Source organism: Micromonospora sp. WMMA1923 (assembly GCF_049179195.1).
Taxonomy (GTDB): domain Bacteria; phylum Actinomycetota; class Actinomycetes; order Mycobacteriales; family Micromonosporaceae; genus Micromonospora; species Micromonospora yangpuensis.
Genome location: NZ_JBMHLZ010000001.1, coordinates 4,632,783 through 4,651,420, shown reverse-complemented (window position 1 = coordinate 4,651,420; position 18,638 = coordinate 4,632,783). Strand labels below are relative to the sequence as shown.

Genomic DNA, 18,638 nt, shown 5'->3' with positions numbered 1-18,638 from the left:
GAATGCGGAACCGGCCCGCTCGCGTTTACCCCCTCGGACGACACATCTGCCGAGGGGGGGTGACCGGATGCCGACCGAGACCCGGATCCGGGAACGGGACGCAGGGGGAGCGCAGCAGCTCAGACGGCTGCTGAGCGGACCGGAGTGGCCAGCGTCGGCCTCGCCGGTCGAGCCGCCGGCGGGCACCGGTGACATGGTGAGCAGGGGCACAGCGGGCGAAAGTGAATCTGCCGGCCGCCCGGTGCGCGTATCCTCGGGCCGAAAGCATCCGACGCGAGGGGATGTGCGGTTGACCACCGAGAAGACGGACGAGCGCAGGGCCCGCTTCGAGCGGGACGCGATGCCCTTCGTCGATCAGCTCTACGCTGCCGGGCTGCGCATGACGCGCAATCCGGCGGATGCCGAGGATCTGGTCCAGGAGACGTACCTGAAGGCGTACGCCGCCTTCCACCAGTTCGAGCAGGGCACCAACCTGAAGGCCTGGCTCTACCGGATCCTGACCAACACCTACATCAACTCCTACCGCAAGCGGCAGCGCCAGCCGATCCAGGCGCCGACCGAGGAGATCACCGACTGGCAGCTCGCCGAGGCCGAGTCGCACACCTCCAGCGGGCTGCGGTCGGCCGAGACGGAGGCGCTGGACCGGCTGCCGGACAGCGACGTCAAGGAGGCCCTGCAGCAGCTCCCGGAGGAGTTCCGGCTGGCCGTCTACCTGACCGATGTCGAGGGCTTCTCCTACAAGGAGGTCGCTGACATCATGGGTACGCCGATCGGTACGGTGATGTCGCGGTTGCACCGCGGCCGGCGCAACCTACGCAAGCTGCTGGAGCGGTACGCCGCCGACCGTGGCTTCTCCGCTGCCCGTTCCTCGGGTGGCTCGACGGCCGCCGCCGGTCGGGAGGTGTGACATGAGCTGTGGGGAGCCGCACGAGACGGATTGCCGTGAGGTGCTCGCGGAGGTCTACCTCTACCTGGATCTGGAGTGCGCCGACGAACGGCGGGACCGGATCCGGCACCACCTCGACGAGTGCAGCCCGTGCCTGCGTGAGTACGGCATCGAGCAGGAGGTGCGGGCGCTGGTGGCGCGCTGCTGCGGCAACGAGACCGCGCCGGACGAGCTACGGCAACGGCTGCGGCTGCGGCTGACCGAGCTGGTGGTCTTCGAGACCGCCGACTCGCGCGAACTGGCCGACTGAGCAGCGCCCGACCGAACCGATCGACCCACCCCCACCGAGCCCGGTGGGGGTGGGTCGTCGCTTGTCGTCAGGAGTTGGGGCGCTTGCCGTGGTTGGCGGCGCTCTTCTTCCGGGCCTTCTTCTTCCGGGCCTTCTTCGCCATCTGACCTCCTCATGCTGGTGCCGCCACCGGTCGCGCGGTCGGCGCGCCGGCGGTCGCGTACCGGTGCCCCGGAGCGTCCGGGGTCCGACCCGCTGATGGTAGTTGGCGGCCCGGCCGTCGACCGGCCGTGGGGTGCGATCCGGCCGGTGATGGTCGCGGGCCGGATCCGGCCCGCGACGGTGCGAATTCCCGGGCGGGCCACGGGGAGGATGGAACGCCGCTGGAATGCGGACGTGATTGGATACCGTTCGCAGGCACACCGGTGGAGAGGGAGGGCCGTGGAGATGGCCGAAGAGATCCGCGCCGAGATGGTGGCGAACGTCTGGAAGGTCGTGGCGTCGACCGGGGACACCGTGTCCGAGGGGGACACGCTGGTGATCCTGGAGTCGATGAAGATGGAGATCCCGGTCGTCGCCGAGTCCGACGGTGTCGTCCAGCAGCTCGCGGTGAACGAGGGCGACGTGGTGCAGGACGGTGACCTGATCGCGGTGATCGGTTGACCGGCACCCTGATCCGGGTCGCCACGCCTGACGAGTTCGCGGCGGTGGCCCGGTTGACGGTCGCCGCCTACGAAGCCGACGGGCAGCTCAAGGGCGAGCACGGCTACCAGGCCGTGCTCGCCGACGTGGCGACCCGGGCGGCCAGCGGCGAGGTGCTGGTCGCGGTCGACGGGGCGACCGGGGCGCTGCTGGGCACGGTGACCTTCGTGCTGCCCGGCACCCCGTACGCCGAGCAGGCCCGCCCCGGTGAGGCCGAGTTCCGGATGCTGGCGGTGGATCCGGCGGCGCAGGGCCGGGGTGCCGGCGTCGCGCTGGTGCGGGCCTGTCTGGACCGGGCCCGCGGGTTGGGCTGCAGGGCCGTGGTGATCTGTGTACGCGACGGGTTCGCCGACGCCGCGCGCCGGCTGTACGCGCGGACGGGTTTCCGGCGGGTCCCGGAGCGGGACTGGTCTCCGCTGCCCGGGGTCGACCTACTCGCGCTGCGCCGCGATCTCACCGACGCCTGACCCGCCGCAGCGGTGCGGTCTCACCGACGCCTGACCGGCGCGATCTCACCGACGCCGGAGCGGTGCGGTGGACCCGACGCCGGAGCGGCGCGGTGGACGGCCGGTCGGGTCAGTTCCGGCCGATCCGGGTGACCAGCTCCTCGGCGATCTCCAGGGCGACCTTCAGCCGCTCGGCGTTGTCGATGCCGGGCGTACGGATCGCGAACCAGCTGGAGTTCACCGCGAACAGGGCGAGCGCGGCGCGGACCTGCCCGGCCGGGGTGTCGTCGCCCCGGGAGAGCATGTCGGCCAGCTGCATCAGCCGATCGCGCATCTGCTGCCCGGCGGCGAGGTTCTTCAGGGCGGTCTGGTTCTGCTCGAAGAACCGCATCACCGAGGGGCGCTCGTCGGCGAACATGCGTTCGGCGTAGCGGCTCAGCAGCGCGCGCCGGGTCTCCAGGGTCGGTGGCTGCTCCCGGGCCCAGGCGATCAGCTCGTCGACCCGCTCCAGCCGCTCCTCGACGACGCTGCTGACGATCTCGTCCTTGCTCTTGAAGTGGTAGTAGAGGGCGGCCTTGGTCACGTTGAGCCGCTCGGCGATCTCCCGCAGTGAGGTCTTCTCGTACCCCTGCTCGGTGAAGAGCTCCAGGGCGACGGCCGTGATCCGCTCGCGCGTGCCGCCTGTGCTCTCGGTCACCGATGTTCTCCATTTCGCTTGACGCCGGATCGCGGCCAGCTTACCGTACGGCAAGTAAGTCAACTAGCCGGTCGGCAAGTAAGTTCAACGCGGGGAGCTTACCCAATGGTGCAGGTCAGCCGGGACGGCGCACGCCCCAACGTGCGCGTCATCCTCTTCGGTCTGATGATCGCGATGATGCTCGCGATGTTGGACAACATGATCGTCAACACCGCGTTGCCGAGGATCGTCGGTGAGTTCGGCGGGCTGAACCACTTCACCTGGGTGGTCACCGCCTACGTGCTGGGCACCACCGTCTCCACCCCGATCTGGGGCAAGCTCGGCGACCTCTACGGCCGCAAGAACGTCTTCCTCAGCTCGGTCGGTCTCTTCCTGCTCGGCTCGGCGCTCTGTGGCATGGCCGGCTCCGACCTGCTCGGCGGCCCCGAGGTCGGCATGGTGCAGCTGATCGCCTTCCGGGCGGTGCAGGGGCTGGGCGCCGGCGGCCTGATGGTGGGCGTGATGGCGATCATCGGCGACCTGGTGCCGCCCCGGGAGCGGGGCCGTTACCAGGGCCTGATCGCCGGCTCGATGGCCATCGCCATGGTCGCCGGCCCGCTGGTCGGCGGGTTCATCACCGACCACCTCTCCTGGCGCTGGGCGTTCTACGTCAACCTGCCGGTGGGTGGGGTGGCCTTGCTGCTGCTGATCGCCACCCTGAAGCTGCCGAGGTACCGCACCGAGCACCGGATCGACTGGCTGGGCGCCGCGCTGCTCTCCGTCGGCATCACCGCGATCGTGCTGATCACCACCTGGGGCGGCAACGAGTACCCGTGGGGTTCGCCGCAGATCCTCGGCCTGGTGGCGCTGGCCGTGGTGAGCCTGGTCGTGTTCGGCTTCGTCGAGCGGCGGGCGGTCGAGCCGATCCTGCCGCTCGGGCTCTTCGCCAACCGCAACTTCGCCCTGATCTCGGCGGTGGGCTTCCTGCTCGGCTTCGCCATGTTCGGCGCGATGAGCTTCCTGCCGCTCTACCAGCAGACCGTGCAGGGCGCCTCGGCCACCGGCAGCGGCCTGCTGCTGATGCCGCTGATGTTCGGCATGCTGCTGGTCTCCCTGGTCGTCGGCCGGGCGATCACCCGGACCGGCCGGTACCGGATCTACCCGATCGTCGGCGGGGTGGTGATGACCGCCGGCATGCTGCTGCTGACCCGGCTGGACGTCGGCACCGGCAAGGTCGAGTCGTCGCTCTACATGATCGTCCTCGGGGTGGGGATGGGCTTCCTCATGCAGACCTCGATGCTGATCGCCCAGAACAGCGTGGAGCAGAAGGACCTCGGCGCGGCCAGTGGCGCGGCCACCTTCTTCCGGTCGATCGGTGGCTCGTTCGGCATCTCGCTCTTCGGCGCGGTCTTCGCCCGCCGACTCGCCGACTCGGCCGCCGGCGGCACCTTCGCCAGCGGGGGCGGCGAAGGTGCCGGGGTCGACCTGGAGCAGCTGCGCCAGCTCCCGGCGCAGGCCCAGCAGCTGGTGCTCGGTGGGCTCGCCGACGCGATCTCCCACGTCTTCCTCTGGGCGGTGCTGTTCACCGTCGCGGTGCCGGTGCTTGCCTGGTTCCTGCGGGAGGTGCCGCTGCGGACCGAGAACGAGGCCCGCGCGTCGACCGACACCGGGTCGGAGCAGGCCGAGGCGGCGCTGGGTCGGGCCCCGGTGTCCTGACCGCGCTCAGGCCGGCCGGCGGGTGAGGCGGCGCCAGATCCGGCGCAGCAACCCGACCGGTCGGCCGCCGGGCCGTCCCGGTCGGGTCCCCAGCAGCCGGTACGCCAACCCGAGGGTGGGCGGGTCCAGCTCCGGTGCGGCCAGCGCCAGGTGGGCCAGCGAGACGGCGATCGGCACCGGCCGCTGCCGGGCCACCACGGCCACGTCGGCGAGGCGCTCGGCGGTGGCCCGGGCCACGTCCGGGCGGACCGCCGGATCCACCCAGGCCGCGGTGACCAGGGCGAAGAGCGCGGCCTCGGTGACCCAGTCCTCCACCCCCCAGAGCAGGTCCAGCAGCACCTGTCGGCGTACCGAGGACTCCCACGGCTCGTCGGTGCGGTGGTGCAGCAGCCCCAGGCACGCCCACACCTGCACGCACCGCACCCAGAGGGACGGGTCCTGACCGGCCAGCACCCGGCCCAGGGCGCTGGCCGGCGCCTCGGGCGGATGCACCAGCAGGCCGAGCAGGTCCGGCAGGTCCAGGGTGGCCAGGCCGACCGCCGCGTCGTACGCCGCCGGCGGGTGCGGCCAGGCCGGCTGCGCCACCTGCCGGATCCGGCGGGCCGCCTCCTCCGAGGGCGGGGGCAGGGCCGGGCGGACCGTACCGCCGTCGTGCTGCCAGAGCTGCCGGGTGACCGGCCGGCGGGGCGACCACGGGTCCGGGCCGGCCGGCTCGGCCGATGCCACCTCCACCGCCAGCTCCGGCCGGGCGGCGGCGACGGCCCGCAGCGCGCTGGGCGGCTCCGGCACGGTCAACCGGAGCACCGCCGGGGTGGGGTGGAGCGTCCCGCGCAGCGCGTCGACCAGCTGCCCACCGGCCGGGGTGAGCTGCCCCAGCCAGGGTCGGCCCCGGCAGCACTCGGCCAGGTCGCCGTGCTCGTGGGTGTCGTCGGGGTGGTCCCGGACGAAGTCCGCCAGCGCCACCAGGTGGGCCACCTCACCGTCGCGCTGGTACCGCAGCCGGTGGGCGGTGTGCACCGCGCAGTCGAAGGACGGGTCGCGGGCCAGCGCCCGGTCGGTCCAGGTCAGCGCCTCGTCGAGCCGTCCGTGGTCGGCCAGGGTGCCGGCGATGTCGGCGTAGACCGCGAGGTCGTCCGGGTCGTGGGCGACCGCCCGCCCGAGGGCGGCCAGCGCCTCCCGGGTCCGGCCCGCGCTGCGGTAGGCGTACCCGAGCCACACCTCGCCGAGTTTCGACGGCTGGGCGCGTACCCCGCGGCTGGCCCAGCGGATCGCCAGGGCGGCCTCGCCGACCCGGCGGGCCAGCGCGGACGCCGCGCCCAGCAGCAGGGCGTGGTCGGGGTGGACGGTGACCGCGTTGCGGGCCAGGGTCAGGTACGGGCCCAACGCCGCGCGGCCGGCCCGGGGCGCCGGATCCGGTACCGCCGCGCAGATCTGCATCAGGATCCGGGCGGTACGTTCGGGATCGAGCCGTTCGGCCAGCTCGGGAGCGGTGACCCAGGGCACTCCGGCCCAGTCGACGCCGGGGGAATGCCCGGTGGCGGCGGCGAGCAGGTCCAGCCCCTCGGCCGGGCGGCCGGCGGCGGCGAGCAGGTGGGCGCGGGCCACCACCGTGCCGACGAAGGCGCGGTGGTGCAGCGGGAAGAGGTCGACGCCACCGGAGCCGTCGACCGCGGCCAGTCGGGCCAGGGTCTCGTGCACCTCCGGCAGGGTCGGTGCCTGGGCCAGCGCACCGGCGACATGACCGGCGGCGTGCGGCAGATCGCCGGAGTCGATAGCCAGTCGGGCCAGGGCAAGCTCCTCCGCCGCGGTCAGCGCGGCATCCCCCTCGGACACGTCACCCTCTCGCTCGTAGGTGTGTTCAGGGCTGGGCAAGCCTAGGGGATGGCTCGCGAAACCGGTGATCCACTGCGCATTGCTGCTCGTTCGATTGCCGCTGACGGCAGAATGATGCAACACTGAGCATGAAACGCGCGCCAACCGCGCAGGAGAGGAGCCCCCCGTGACGCGAGCAGGAGCCGGCATGGCCGCCGACATCGCCGAGCAGCCGGCCGGCTACGCCCGGTTGCTCGACGCCACGCACGCGGGGGCGATCGCCCGGGTCGCCGCGATCATCGCGCAGCGGCGTCCCCGGCACGTGGTCTTCACCGCCCGGGGCACCTCCGACCACGCCGCGCTCTACGCCGCGTACCTGACCGAGATCCGGCTCGGCCTGCCGGCCGGTCTCGCCTCGCCCAGCGCGGTCACCGTCTTCGGTGCCCGACCGGACCTCTCCGACGCGCTGGTCGTCGGGGTCAGCCAGAGCGGCGGCTCGCCCGACCTGACCGAGGTGCTGCGCACCGCCCGCGAGTCCGGCGCGCTGACCCTCGCGGTCACCAACGCCCCGGACTCCCCGCTGGTGGAGACCGCCGAGCTGGCGATCGACATCGCCGCCGGCCACGAGCGGGCGGTGGCGGCCACCAAGACCTACACCGCCGAGCTGCTCGCCCTGCTGATGCTGGTCGAGGGGATCCGGGCCGGCGACGGGGTGCTGCCGGCCACCGAGCGGGCGGTGATGGACACGCTGCCGGAACTGGCCGCCCGGACCCTCGACGACCCCACCGCGACCACGCTCGCCCCCCGCTACCGGTTCGCCGCCCGGCTGGTCACCACCGGCCGGGGGTACGCGTACCCGACCGCCCGGGAGGCCGCCCTCAAGCTGATGGAGACCTCCTACCTGCCGGCGCTTGCCTTCTCCGGAGCGGACCTGCTGCACGGCCCGCTCGCCATGACCGATCCGGACGTGCCGGTGCTGGCCGTGGTCGGCTCCGGCCCCGGTGGCCGGTCCATGGCGGAGGTGCTGACCCGCCTCGGTGAACGCGGTGCCGACGTGCTGGCGGTCGGTTCGGCACCGGCCGGGTCCACCGCCCGGCTGGCCGTACCCGAGGTCGACGAGCGGTACGCCCCGCTGCTGGACATCCTGCCGATGCAGCGGTTGGCGCTGGCGTTGGCGCTGGCCCGGGGCGAGGACCCGGACGCGCCCCGGGGGCTGAAGAAGGTCACCGCGACGATGTGACCCGGCCCGTGGCAGGCTGTGTGGGTGTCCACGCTGCGTGATCTCGCCGAGGAGCACACCAGGCTCCGTCCCGCCGACATCGACCATCTGCACCGTCTCGCCGGGGACTGGCAGCTGCTCTCCGACCTGTCCTTCGCCGACCTGCTGCTCTGGGTGCCGGTCGACGCCGACGGCGGGTTCTGCTGTGTGGCCCAGGTCCGGCCGACCACCGCCCCGACGGCGTACCAGGACGACCAGGTGGGCCGGATCCTCGGCGGCCCGGAGGCCGCCCACCTGGAGATCGCCTACCGGCAGGGTCGGATCTGGCGGGAGGGCGACCCGGTCTGGTACGGCGACGTACCGGCCCGGCACGAGGCGATCCCGGTACGGCTGCGGACCCCCGACGGGGAGGGCGGTGAGGTGATCGCCGTGGTCGGGCGGGACACCAACCTCTCCACCGCCCGTACCCCGAGCCAGCTGGAGCTGAACTACCTGACCACCGCCGACGACCTGGCCCAGATGATCGCCGACGGCACCTTCCCGCCGCCCCGGCATCCGGGCGAGACCACCTCGGCGCCCCGGGTGGGCGACGGGCTGGTCCGGCTGGACGCCAGCGGCAAGGTCACCTACGCCAGCCCGAACGCCCAGTCGGCGTACCGGCGGTTGGGACGCGCCTCCCATCTGGTGGGGGAGGATCTCGCGGTGCTGCACCGGCGACTGGCCGGTGATCCGCTGGAGGGCACCGACGCCGCCAACGGCATCCTCGCCGCGCTGCGCGGCGAGGCGCCGCCCCGCCGGGAGATCGACGCCCGGGGCGCGACCATGCTCACCCGGGCCCTGCCGCTGATGCCCGCCGGAGTGCCGATCGGCGCGCTGGTGCTGGTCCGCGACATCACCGAGGTACGCCGCCGCGACCGGGCCCTGATCACCAAGGACGCCACCATCCGGGAGATCCACCACCGGGTGAAGAACAACCTGCAGACCGTCGCCGCGCTGCTGCGCCTGCAGGCCCGTCGGGTCACCATGCCGGAGGCCCGGGTGGCGCTGGAGGAGTCGGTCCGGCGGGTCGCCTCCATCGCCCTGGTCCACGAGACCCTCTCCATGTCCAGCGACGAGGCGGTCGAGTTCGACGGCATCGTGGACCGGGTGGCCTCGGCCGCGACCGAGGTGGCCGCCACCGAGGTGACGGTCCGGATGCGCCGTACCGGCAGCTTCGGGATCCTGCCCGCCGAGATCGCCACCTCGCTGGTGATGGTCCTCAACGAGTTGCTGCTCAACGCGGCCGAACACGGCTTCCCGCCGCCGGCCGACGACCAGCCGCCGCCCGGCCCCGCCGAGGTGGTGGTGACCGCGCACCGGTCCCGCAAGAAGCTGCACGTCACGGTCGCCGACAACGGGCGTGGCCTACCACCGGACTTCGACCCCGAGCGGGCCGGTCGACTGGGCCTGCAGATCGTGCGGGCCCTGGTCACCGGGGAGCTACGCGGCTCCATCGAGCTGCGCGGTGGTGCGGCCGGCGGCACCGAGGCGGTCCTGGTCGTCCCGCTGGGCCGCGGCTGACGACCCGCATCCGCCCTCGCCACCGCCCCGGTCCGCTGGTCGGCTGCGGTCCGCTGGGTGGCCGCGGTTCGCTGGTCGGCTCCGCTCCGCTGGGTGGCCCCGACCGCTGGTTGGCCCGGGTGGCTGGTCGGTCAGGGCTGGCGGGTCAGGAGGGTCACGGTGAGGCCGGCCCGGGGCCAGACCTGGACCGTGGTGAAGTCGGCGCGTAGCGCGGCACCCTTCGCCCCGCCGACGGCGGCCAGCGGATCGGCCCGCCGTCCGGCGGTGACCAGCCACACCCGGTTCACCCCGGCCAGGCAGGTGGCGGGTTCACCGCACTCGTCGGCCCAGAGGTCCGCGCGCCGGGCCTGGTCACGGACCACCAGCACGTCGCGGGGCCGGGCCGGGCCCAGGTGGTACGCCAGACCGAGGTCGAGGAAGAGCCAACCGTCGCGTGGGGAGTAGACGACCGCGTCACCCGGACGTTGCCCGGCGGCGACGACCTGTGCCGCGCCCCGGTAGTCGACGGCGGCGCTCCTGGGCCACTCGTGGGTCCGGCGCAACGCCACCTGGTCGGGCAGACCCAGCAGCCCGACCAGGGCCACCACGACAAGCGCCGGCGGCAGCGTCGCCCCGACCGGTGGGGCTGAAAGATCGTGGAAGATGCTGGCCCCTGTGGGGGCTGTTTCCTTCCACGATCTTCTGGTCGGGGGGCGGGCGTCGACACCGGTGCCAGTGGACCCGGGACGGGTGGGATGGCCGGGGGCCAGGGTGAGCGCCGCGCCGGCCAGCAGGCAGCCGAACGGGACGGTGAAGAACAGGTACCGGGGCACCCAGAGCGGTACCACCAGGGCGACGGTGAAGAGCAGCAGCACCGGCAGGAGCAGGCAGGCAGCCGGGACCACGGCGCGCCGGCCGAACCGGACCGTGCCGAGCGCGGCCAACCCGAGCAGCAGCCCGCCGACCGCCACGCTCTGGGCGAGGCCACCGGGCAGGCTGGTCAGGTCGGTCCACCGGGCCGGATCCACCCAGTCGAGCTGACGACCCCGCTGCGCGCGGGCGGCCAACACCAGCGGGGCCACCCCCAGCACGGTCGGCACCAGCGCCAGCAACCAGCGCCCACCGTCGCGGCGGGATGCGACCAGCACCAACACCCCGTGCGCCGGCAGCAGGGTCAGCGCCACCAGGTGGGTCAGGCCGAGGGCGAGCACCGTCACGGCGTAGGCCAGCCACCGGCCCCACCCGGCCGGCCGCCGTACCGCCTCCACCAGCAGCAGGGTGGCCAGCACGGCGAGCAGGGTCGCCAGCGCGTACGGCCGGGCCTCCTGGCCGTACCGGGAGGTGCCGGGCAGCACCGCGAAGAGCAGTCCGGCGAGTAGTCCGGCCCGGGGGCCCACCAGCCGCTGTCCGAGTACGGTGGTCAGCCCGGCCGCCGCCGACACGGCCAGCGCCGACGGCAGTCGCAGGGCCGCCGTGCTGTCCCCGAACAGCATGATCCAGCCGTGCGTGAACAGGTAGTACGGCCCGGTGGCGGCGTCGATGTTGCCGGTCAGCCGGGCCAGGTCGGGCAGGCTCCGGCTGGCTGCGCTCCAGGTCGCCAACTCGTCCCGCCACGGCTGCGCCCGATCGATCCCGGTCAGGATGATCCCGAGGGTCAGCACCGTCGGCCAGAGCCACCCGGGAACCGCCCGCCAGGGGCCCGAACGCCGGCCGGAAGTGGGGCAGCGACCCGGAGGTGAGCCGGGCGAATCGGATTCTTCCGGTATGTCGCCCACGGCAGGAGCGTCGCACACCTGGTCCGCCCCGCGTCGGGGATGTCGGCAGCTCGCCCGTACCCGAATGGTTGATCATGGCGACGGTGGGTGCGGGCGGGATCTCCGCCCGTGATGTGGGATGGGACACCGGGTCCTTGGCCGGCGGAGTCCGGTTGTGGCAGCATGGGCGCATGACCGCCGCTGTCGTCCGCCGCTTCGTGGCTCGCCGCCACGTCGATTACGGCCGCGTACGCAGCGCGATCTGTCCGGCCTACTGAGGACGCCCGACCCACTCTGTCTCGGGTGCGTCCCGCGCCGGCCTGTCGAAGACACCGCCGTCACGGCCCAGCATGGGCCGGCCGCCGCGCCCGCGCCCCCACCGAGGCACCGCCCCAGACGATGGAGGACGCCGCGATGGCGGTCAGCAGCACCCCGGCCCGGTCCCAGGACCCGACGGCACCCAAGGCTCGGGCCCCCCGCCGGCCACGCGGGGAGGGGCAGTGGGCACTCGGCCACCGCGAGCCGCTCAACGCCAACGAGCGGACGAAGAAGGACGACGACCCGCTCAACGTCCGCGCCCGGATCGAGAACATCTACGCCCACGGGGGCTTCGCCTCGATCGACCCGGTCGACCTGCGCGGTCGGTTCCGCTGGTGGGGCCTCTACACCCAGCGCAAGGCGGGCATCGACGGTGGGCGTACCGCCGTGCTGGAGCCGCACGAGCTGGAGGACGAGTTCTTCATGCTCCGGGTCCGCATCGACGGCGGGCAGCTGACCGTGGCCCAGCTCCGGGTGCTCGCGGAGATCTCCACCGAGTTCGCCCGGGACACCGCGGACATCACCGACCGGCAGAACATCCAGTACCACTGGATCCGGGTCGAGGACATGCCGGAGATCTGGCGTCGGCTGGAGGCGGTCGGCCTGCAGACCACCGAGGCGTGCGGCGACTGCCCCCGGATCGTGCTGGGCAGCCCGGTCGCCGGGGTCGCCCGGGACGAGGTGGTCGACCCGACGCCGGCGATCGACGAGATCGTCCGCCGGTACGTCGGCGACAAGCGGTACTCCAACCTCCCCCGCAAGTTCAAGTCGACGATCTCGTGGCTGCCCGACACCCCGTACGAGGCCAACGACATCGCCTTCCTCGGGGTCGAGCACCCCGAGCACGGCCCCGGTTTCGATCTCTGGGTCGGTGGCGGGCTCTCCACCAACCCGATGCTTGCCAAGCGGCTCGGGGTCTGGGTGCCGCTGGACGAGATCCCGGACGTGTGGGCCGGCGTGGTAGGCATCTTCCGCGACTACGGCTACCGCCGGCTGCGTAACCGGGCCCGGTTGAAGTTCCTGGTCGCCGACTGGGGCGTGACGAAGTTCCGGGAGATCCTGGAAAAGGAGTACCTCGGCCGGACGCTGCTGGACGGCCCGGCTCCGCAGCTGCCGAGCAAGCCCCTCGACCACATCGGCGTGCACCAGCAGCGCGACGGGCGTAACTACGTCGGGGCCGCCCCGGTGGTCGGGCGGGTCTCCGGCACCCAGCTCGCCGAACTCGCCGATGCGGTGGCCACCCACGGCAGCGACCGGATCGCCTTCACCCCGTACCAGAAGCTCCTGGTGTTGGATGTCGCGCCGGAGCGGACGGAGTCCCTGGTCGGGGCGCTCCGCCAGATCGGCCTGGAGGCCCGGCCGTCGGCCTGGCGGCGCGGCACCATGGCCTGCACCGGCATCGAGTACTGCAAGCTCGCCATCGTCGAGACCAAGGCCCGCGGTGAGGAGCTGGTGGCCCGGCTGGAGGAACGGCTGCGTGAGTTCGACGCGGACATCTCCATCCACATCAACGGCTGCCCGAACGCCTGCGCCCGGACCCAGGTCGCCGACATCGGCCTGAAGGGGCAGCTGGTGGTGGGCCCGGACGGTCGTCAGGTAGAGGGCTTCCAGGTGCACCTCGGTGGCGGCCTGGGCATGGCGCAGGGGCAGACCGCCGGTTTCGGCCGCAAGCTGCGCGGCCTGAAGACCACCGCCGAGGAGCTTCCCGAGTACGTGGAGCGGCTGGCCCGTCGTTACCTGGCCGGTCGGACCGACGGCGAGACGTTCGCCAACTGGGTTGTCCGGGTCGACGAGGAGGAGCTGAGATGAGCGAGACTCGTTCCGCACCGCTGTACTGCCCGTACTGCGGTGAGGAGGACCTGCGGCCGAACGAGGCCGGACACGGCGCATGGGAGTGCCACGCCTGCGCCCGGGTCTTCACCGTCAAGTTCGCCGGCCTCCTCTCCCAGGCGGTGGCTCGGTGAGCGCGAGGAGTGAGCTTGCGAGCCCCGCAGTCGCGAACGGAAGACCGGCTCAGCTGAGTGCGGGGTTGGTGTCGGCGGCGGGGCTCGGGCTGGTCGGTCCTGGTGCCCGGCAGGATCCGGCCCGCCGCTCCGCGGCCGAGCTGCGGACGTTGGCCGAGACCGCCGGTCGGGAGCTGGAGGGGGCACCCGCGCTGGAGATCGCGCGGTGGGCGGCCGAGACCTTCGGCGACCGGTTCTGCGTGACCAGTTCGATGGCGGACGCGGTCCTGGCCCACCTGGTCTCCCGGGTCGCGCCCGGGGTGGACGTGGTCTTCCTGGACACCGGGTTGCACTTTCCGGAGACCCTGCGGGTCCGCGACGAGGTGGCCCGGCGGCTGCCGGTGAACGTCCGGTCGATCCGGCCCCGGCTCACCGTGGGGCAGCAGGACGGCGAGTACGGTCCGCGCCTGTTCAACCGCTCGCCGGACGACTGCTGCCAGCTGCGCAAGGTCGAGCCGTTGGAGCGGGCGCTCGGTGACTACGACGCCTGGGCCGCCGGCCTGCGTCGGGACGAGTCCCCGAGCCGGGCGAACACCCCGGTGGTCACCTTCGACGCCCGGCGGGGCCGGGTCAAGGTCAATCCGATCGCGGCCTGGAGCCAGGCCGACGTGGACCGCTACGTCGCCCGGTACGACATCCCGGTCAACGAGCTTCTTCGGCGCGGGTACGGCTCGATCGGCTGCTGGCCGTGCACCCGCCGGACCAAGGCGGGGGAGGACCCCCGGTCCGGCCGGTGGGCCATGTTCGAGAAGACCGAGTGCGGGCTGCACGTCTGACCGGCGACCCGGACCCGCCGCCGGGCGGGCCGCGCGGCACGCGACCGCTGCCCGGCGCCGTCCCACCTGCCGCGGGTCCACCGGGCGGGGCCGATCCGGTCCTGCTGGTGGCGCACGGCAGTCGGGATCCCCGGGCGGCCGAGGCGACCAGGGCGCTGGCCCGGGCGGTCGAGGCGGCCTGCCCCGGCCTGTCGGTGCTGCCCAGTTGGCTGGACCACACCGATCCGGGGCCGACCGAGGTGCTGCGGTCGTTGGCGTCCGCCGGATGCTCCCGGGCGGTGCTGGTGCCGCTGCTGCTGACCGCCGCGTACCACCGGCGGGTGGACATCCCGGCGGCGGTCGCCGCTGCCCGTGACGCCGGGGCGGCCCTGACGGTACGCCTGGCCGAGGTGCTCGGTCCCGCCGACGGCACGGTGGATCCGGCGTTGCTCGCCGCGCTCGACCGGCGGCTGGCGGAGGCGGAGCCGGGACGCTTCGACGCACTGGTGCTGGCGGCGGCGGGTACCCGGGACGCGTCGGCACGGGCGTCGGTGGGGCGGGTCGCGGCGGCCCTGGCGGCCCGGTTCGACGTGCCCTGCCGGGTGGCGTACGCCTCGGCCGCACCGCCGGCAGCCGGTGCGGCGGTGGCCCGGTTACGGGCGGCGGGGGCCCGTCGGGTGGCGGTCTCGGCGTACTTCCTGGCGCCCGGTCTCTTCCACGACGCCGTGGTCGAGTCGTCCCGGCGGGCCGGGGCGGTGACCGTGGCGGGCGCGCTCACCGACGTGCCGGAGTTGGCCGAGCTGGTGCTGCGTCGGGTCGACGCGACCGGTTCGTGAGGGCACGGTCACGCCGCGTCCGGTCGACGGTCGACAACGCCGGTCCACGCGACGGTGGTCACACCACTACCGCTCGGTGACCCGGTGGCCACTTTCGGTGTGGCGGTGGACAGCGAAACGCCCCGGCCGGTTGGTCCGGCCGGGGCGTTCCGGGTTCGTCGTAGTGATACAGGTCAGGCGGAGTGAGCGCGCAGCACCCGGAGACCACCGCGACGCTTCACGGCGCGGCGCTCCTCCTCGCTCATTCCACCCCAGACGCCAGCGTCCTGACCGGATTCCAGTGCCCACTGCAGGCACTGGTCGGTCACGGAGCAGCGCCGGCAGACAGCCTTGGCCTGCTCGACCTGCAGGAGAGCCGGTCCGGACGTCCCGATCGGGAAGAACAGCTCCGGGTCCTCGTCGCGGCAGACAGCATGGTGACGCCAGTCCATGGCGGCAACACTCCTCATTCTGGATGGGTGGCAGTGACGCTTGTGCTTTTTCCTATGCGTACGCAGTGCCGTCGGTGACGGTTCGCGGCCGTCAATGTGGCATTGCGTGAGCAGGCCTGTCGGTTGGTCGCTGGGACCTGCGCGGGGAGCTCGGAGGTGCAAGCTCGTCCCGGCCGCGGTCCCGGTGACTCAAGTTCGCTTGTGAATACTTTCACGAACTTACGCGATGTCAAGGGTGACGCTCGGAAAAACTCCGGGCGGTGAGCAAGCTCACGACGTCTTTGCCCGGTTTTGCGGTAGTTCTGATTACTCGGCGTGTAACAGTCGGGGGTCAATATAGTACAGTCTGCGAGACATCGTTGACATTTCCGGCACACCTGCCCTTCCCGGGATGACAGCCACAGCATCGACGCGGTCGGGCACCGCGTCGACCAAGGGCTGTACCCGAGACCTAGCAGATTACTCTCAGTGCGGCCGGAACGGATGTGAATCTAACTTTCTCCCGCTCGCCAAGGTAGTCCCCGTCCAGTTGAAAAGCCTGGGGGCGCGCCGAGACCAGGGTGAACTCCGCCTGGTCGTGCAGCCGGAGAACGTGTCGGCCCTGTGGATCGGGGTGTTGGGAGAGGAACTGCGTGACGGTACGTGTCGTGCTGGCAACGCGGAGCTGGCGTAGTGCCAGCACATCCAGCCCCAGATCGAACGACGCGGTCGGATTCGGGTTGATCTCCCGGTCCCCGACGTACGTCCACGGCGCGGTGTTCTGCACGATGACCGTGCCGAGCTCGCCCTCGGCATCCTCGCCCGGACGCTCCACCGCGATCGCCGGATGCCGGCGGTCCGAGTCGAGGAAGTACTGCTGGAGCATCGAGCGCAGGTACAACGTGGGGGTGGAGACCCGGCCCCGGCGGCGGGCCTGCTCCACCCGGTGGATCACGGCCGCGTCGAGCCCGAAGCCGGCGCAGAAGGTGAAGTAGCGGTCGTCGGCCCGGCCGAGCCCGATCGTCCGGCTGCGGCCCAACCGCAGGCCCTCCAGGATCATGCTGGCGCCCTCGGACCACTCCCGGGGCAGCCCGAGCGCACGGGCGAAGACGTTTGTCGAGCCGCCCGGCACGGTGGCCAACGCCGGCAGCCGCTCCGCCGACGGTCCGCCGTCGGCCGAGGTCGCCGCCCGGGCCGCCATCAACCCGTTGACCACCTCGTTGACCGTGCCGTCGCCACCGAGGGTGACGACCAGCTCGATGCCTTCGTCGGCCGCCTCCCGGGCCAGGTCCGCCGCGTGTCCGCGGCGGCGGGTGTACCGCACCGAGAGATCGACCTCACTGCGCAGCGCCCGGACCAGAAGATCCCGACTGCGCTCGCTGGTGGTGGTGGCCTTCGGGTTGACCACCAGGATGGCCCGCATGGGCGGCACTGTACCGCGACCGCCCACGGGTATCGTGACGCGAGTGACCATCGACTCCGACGCGCTGCCCGGCACCCTCCGTTGGGCGTCCCGGCTGCTTCAGGCGGAGGCGGTGGCGCTCGGGTTGGTCGCCGGCTGGCTGGTCTGGGCCGACCTCACCGCCACCACCACCGACCTGACCTCGGCGCTGCTGGTGACCGCCTTCGCGATCGGCGGCGCCGCCGCGCTCTGGGCGCTCGGCTCGGCGCTGGCCCGTCGGCGCTCCGGCGCCCGCGCACCGGCCATCGTGCTGGAGCTGATGCTGCTGCCGGTCGGCTGGTACATGGTCCAGGGCGGGCTGGGCTGGCTCGGCGTACCGCTGATCGCCCTGGGTCTCGGCGTCTGCGGCCTGTTGCTGAGCACTCCCACCAACCGTGCCCTCGGCTTCGACCGGGAGCCGGATCAGTAGCCGGCGCCGCGCCGGGTCAGCAGGGAGATCGTCGCGCGCCCGCCGGCGGCCTGTGCCGAGGCCTCGGTGGTCAGTGCGGTGAGCACCTTCCACGCGAAGGACGACTCGGAGGGCAGCGCCGCCCCGCGTACCGTCGGCACGGTCACCTCGACGGTCAACGCGTCCTCGGTCACCGTGAAGCGGCACTCCAGCTCGGCGTCGCGGGTGGTGATGGCGAGCAGCATGGCGCAGGCCTCGTCCACCGCGATCCGCAGGTCCTCGATCTCGTCCAGGGCGAACTGCAGCCGGGCCGCGAGGCCCGCCGTCGCGGTCCGGAGCACCCCCAGGTAGCCCCCGTCCGCAGGCACGGTGAGGTGCACGATGTCGTCGTCGATGGTCGGTTGGCCGGTCAGTTGAGTCACCCTCATCCCCCCGGTCGGGGACTCTACCCGGTAGGTCGCGGTATTGCGTGGCGACGGTCACCCTCGTCCGTGCGGAGACGGTGGTGTGGGGCGCCGAAGACGACGGCCGGCACGCCCGACGGGCGTGCCGGCCGGAGGTCGGTCCGACGCGAAGGACTCAGGCCTTCTTGGTCTCCCAGAAGATCTTCGCGATCTCGTCGATCTTGGTCAGCAGCTCGTCGGCCTTGGCCGGGTCGGTGCCGCCCTTGGCGCCGGCGGCACCGGCCAGCTTGGTGGCCTCGTTGAACAGCTGGTGCAGGTGCGGGTACTTCTCGAAGTGCGGCGGCTTGAAGTAGTCGGTCCAGAGCACCCAGAGGTGGTGCTTGACCAGTTCCGCCCGCTGCTCCTTGATCAGGATCGCCCGGGTACGGAACTCCGGGTCGGTGTTCGCCTGGTACTTCTCGCAGATCATTTTGACCGACTCGGCCTCGATCCGGGCCTGTGCCGGGTCGTAGACGCCGCACGGCAGGTCGCAGTGGGCGCTGGCGGTTACGCGGGGTGCAAGGATGCGCGGAAGTCGCATCGGTTTCCTCCATGGGACGTTTGCGATGATCCAAGCTGACATTACTCCTGGAGATGCTCTCCAGCGGGGCGGAGGTGAAACCCCGATGCCTGTGGAGAACGGTGGTTCCGCACCCCGGCTGCGGGGGCTGCTGGTGCCCGTCGGGGTGCACGGGCCCTCCATGTCGCCGACGCTGCGCCACGGCGACGCGGTGCTGGTGCGGCCCGGGGGCCGACCCATCCGGCCCGGGGACGTCGTGGTCGCGGTCTTCCGCGCCCGACCGGACCTCCTGGTGATCAAGCGCGCGGTCCGCCCCCAGGACGGTGGCTGGTGGGTACGCGGAGACAACGACCTCGGCACCGACGACTCCCGCACGTACGGTGTGGCGGACGTACGGGGACGGGTGCTGGTCCGCTACTGGCCCCGGCCGGGGCGGATCGGTCGACTCCCGTTATGACCCTACT

At 72.5% G+C, this 18,638-nt stretch carries 21 protein-coding genes; 13 read left to right on the top strand and 8 right to left on the bottom strand.

The genetic code is table 11. From position 1 onward, the window contains the following. Positions 1 to 67 precede the first annotated feature (67 nt). Complete coding sequence (locus ACN28G_RS20995) at positions 68 to 907, top strand: sigma-70 family RNA polymerase sigma factor (RefSeq protein WP_091443288.1); 840 nt, start codon at positions 68 to 70, stop codon at positions 905 to 907. Between the two features lies 1 nt (position 908). Further along, positions 909 to 1,196, top strand: a complete 288-nt coding sequence (gene rsrA / locus ACN28G_RS20990; protein ID WP_091443284.1) for a mycothiol system anti-sigma-R factor — start codon at positions 909 to 911, stop codon at positions 1,194 to 1,196. Positions 1,197 to 1,263: 67 nt separating this feature from the next. On the opposite strand, the gene ACN28G_RS20985 is transcribed toward rsrA, so the two are convergent. Then, the gene (locus tag ACN28G_RS20985; protein WP_370461611.1) at positions 1,264 to 1,338 is read right to left on the bottom strand and encodes a 50S ribosomal protein bL37; all 75 of its coding nucleotides are present in this window, start codon (positions 1,336 to 1,338) and stop codon (positions 1,264 to 1,266) included. A gap of 278 nt (positions 1,339 to 1,616) precedes the next feature. Here ACN28G_RS20985 and ACN28G_RS20980 point away from each other — a divergent pair, with 278 nt between their 5' ends. Continuing rightward, positions 1,617 to 1,838 (top strand): biotin/lipoyl-binding carrier protein, encoded by a 222-nt coding sequence (locus ACN28G_RS20980; protein ID WP_175440645.1) that lies wholly within the window; start codon positions 1,617 to 1,619, stop codon positions 1,836 to 1,838. Further along, the gene (locus ACN28G_RS20975) at positions 1,835 to 2,344 is read left to right on the top strand and encodes a GNAT family N-acetyltransferase (RefSeq protein WP_421480171.1); all 510 of its coding nucleotides are present in this window, start codon (positions 1,835 to 1,837) and stop codon (positions 2,342 to 2,344) included. Before ACN28G_RS20980 ends, ACN28G_RS20975 begins: the two co-directional genes overlap by 4 nt. A 109-nt stretch (positions 2,345 to 2,453) precedes the next feature. Here the strand turns inward: ACN28G_RS20975 and ACN28G_RS20970 are convergent, their stop codons facing one another. Further along, the gene (locus ACN28G_RS20970; protein WP_091443278.1) at positions 2,454 to 3,020 is read right to left on the bottom strand and encodes a TetR/AcrR family transcriptional regulator; all 567 of its coding nucleotides are present in this window, start codon (positions 3,018 to 3,020) and stop codon (positions 2,454 to 2,456) included. A gap of 105 nt (positions 3,021 to 3,125) precedes the next feature. On the opposite strand from ACN28G_RS20970, the gene ACN28G_RS20965 reads away from it, so the two are divergent. Then, entirely contained in the window at positions 3,126 to 4,715 is a 1,590-nt protein-coding gene (locus ACN28G_RS20965; RefSeq protein ID WP_091443274.1) for an MDR family MFS transporter, read from the top strand. Positions 4,716 to 4,721: 6 nt separating this feature from the next. Here the strand turns inward: ACN28G_RS20965 and ACN28G_RS20960 are convergent, their stop codons facing one another. Continuing rightward, positions 4,722 to 6,548: a tetratricopeptide repeat protein gene (locus ACN28G_RS20960; protein WP_091443271.1), complete on the bottom strand. Its 1,827-nt coding sequence runs from the start codon at positions 6,546 to 6,548 to the stop codon at positions 4,722 to 4,724. A gap of 187 nt (positions 6,549 to 6,735) precedes the next feature. Between ACN28G_RS20960 and ACN28G_RS20955 the strand changes: the two genes are divergently transcribed. Together ACN28G_RS20955 and ACN28G_RS20950 are read left to right on the top strand one after the other, a co-directional pair. Then, the gene (locus ACN28G_RS20955) at positions 6,736 to 7,767 is read left to right on the top strand and encodes an SIS domain-containing protein (protein WP_091443268.1); all 1,032 of its coding nucleotides are present in this window, start codon (positions 6,736 to 6,738) and stop codon (positions 7,765 to 7,767) included. A gap of 24 nt (positions 7,768 to 7,791) precedes the next feature. Continuing rightward, positions 7,792 to 9,306, top strand: coding sequence for a PAS domain-containing sensor histidine kinase (locus ACN28G_RS20950; protein ID WP_091447273.1), 1,515 nt, complete (start codon positions 7,792 to 7,794; stop codon positions 9,304 to 9,306). Positions 9,307 to 9,437: 131 nt separating this feature from the next. Here the strand turns inward: ACN28G_RS20950 and ACN28G_RS20945 are convergent, their stop codons facing one another. Then, the gene (locus tag ACN28G_RS20945) at positions 9,438 to 10,946 is read right to left on the bottom strand and encodes a glycosyltransferase family 39 protein (protein ID WP_229688639.1); all 1,509 of its coding nucleotides are present in this window, start codon (positions 10,944 to 10,946) and stop codon (positions 9,438 to 9,440) included. A 507-nt stretch (positions 10,947 to 11,453) separates the two neighbouring features. Here ACN28G_RS20945 and ACN28G_RS20940 point away from each other — a divergent pair. From ACN28G_RS20940 to ACN28G_RS20925, 4 genes are read left to right on the top strand one after another with little or no spacing between them, the layout of a single operon-like run. After that, positions 11,454 to 13,166: a nitrite/sulfite reductase gene (locus ACN28G_RS20940; protein ID WP_421480170.1), complete on the top strand. Its 1,713-nt coding sequence runs from the start codon at positions 11,454 to 11,456 to the stop codon at positions 13,164 to 13,166. Beyond that, complete coding sequence (locus ACN28G_RS20935; RefSeq protein ID WP_175440644.1) at positions 13,163 to 13,321, top strand: hypothetical protein; 159 nt, start codon at positions 13,163 to 13,165, stop codon at positions 13,319 to 13,321. The genes ACN28G_RS20940 and ACN28G_RS20935 overlap by 4 nt, the downstream gene beginning before the upstream one ends. Before the next feature lie 53 nt (positions 13,322 to 13,374). After that, positions 13,375 to 14,136, top strand: a complete 762-nt coding sequence (locus ACN28G_RS20930) for a phosphoadenylyl-sulfate reductase (protein ID WP_229688642.1) — start codon at positions 13,375 to 13,377, stop codon at positions 14,134 to 14,136. A 47-nt stretch (positions 14,137 to 14,183) separates the two neighbouring features. Beyond that, complete coding sequence (locus ACN28G_RS20925) at positions 14,184 to 14,951, top strand: sirohydrochlorin chelatase (RefSeq protein ID WP_421480950.1); 768 nt, start codon at positions 14,184 to 14,186, stop codon at positions 14,949 to 14,951. Between the two features lie 173 nt (positions 14,952 to 15,124). Here the strand turns inward: ACN28G_RS20925 and ACN28G_RS20920 are convergent, their stop codons facing one another. Both ACN28G_RS20920 and ACN28G_RS20915 read right to left on the bottom strand, forming a co-directional pair. Next, entirely contained in the window at positions 15,125 to 15,382 is a 258-nt protein-coding gene (locus ACN28G_RS20920) for a WhiB family transcriptional regulator (protein WP_007072794.1), read from the bottom strand. A gap of 451 nt (positions 15,383 to 15,833) precedes the next feature. Further along, the gene (locus ACN28G_RS20915) at positions 15,834 to 16,784 is read right to left on the bottom strand and encodes a diacylglycerol/lipid kinase family protein (protein WP_421480169.1); all 951 of its coding nucleotides are present in this window, start codon (positions 16,782 to 16,784) and stop codon (positions 15,834 to 15,836) included. A 43-nt stretch (positions 16,785 to 16,827) separates the two neighbouring features. On the opposite strand from ACN28G_RS20915, the gene ACN28G_RS20910 reads away from it, so the two are divergent. Beyond that, positions 16,828 to 17,232: a hypothetical protein gene (locus ACN28G_RS20910; RefSeq protein ID WP_091443258.1), complete on the top strand. Its 405-nt coding sequence runs from the start codon at positions 16,828 to 16,830 to the stop codon at positions 17,230 to 17,232. Here ACN28G_RS20910 and ACN28G_RS20905 read toward each other — a convergent pair. Continuing rightward, positions 17,226 to 17,633, bottom strand: coding sequence for an anti-sigma regulatory factor (locus tag ACN28G_RS20905; RefSeq protein ID WP_091447259.1), 408 nt, complete (start codon positions 17,631 to 17,633; stop codon positions 17,226 to 17,228). The genes ACN28G_RS20910 and ACN28G_RS20905 overlap by 7 nt on opposite strands. Positions 17,634 to 17,790: 157 nt before the next feature. Beyond that, a complete protein-coding gene (gene sodN, locus ACN28G_RS20900) occupies positions 17,791 to 18,195 on the bottom strand; it encodes a superoxide dismutase, Ni (RefSeq protein ID WP_091443256.1) in 405 nt (134 codons plus the stop codon). An 85-nt stretch (positions 18,196 to 18,280) separates the two neighbouring features. Here sodN and ACN28G_RS20895 point away from each other — a divergent pair, with 85 nt between their 5' ends. After that, positions 18,281 to 18,631: a S26 family signal peptidase gene (locus tag ACN28G_RS20895; RefSeq protein WP_091443254.1), complete on the top strand. Its 351-nt coding sequence runs from the start codon at positions 18,281 to 18,283 to the stop codon at positions 18,629 to 18,631. Positions 18,632 to 18,638 lie beyond the last annotated feature (7 nt).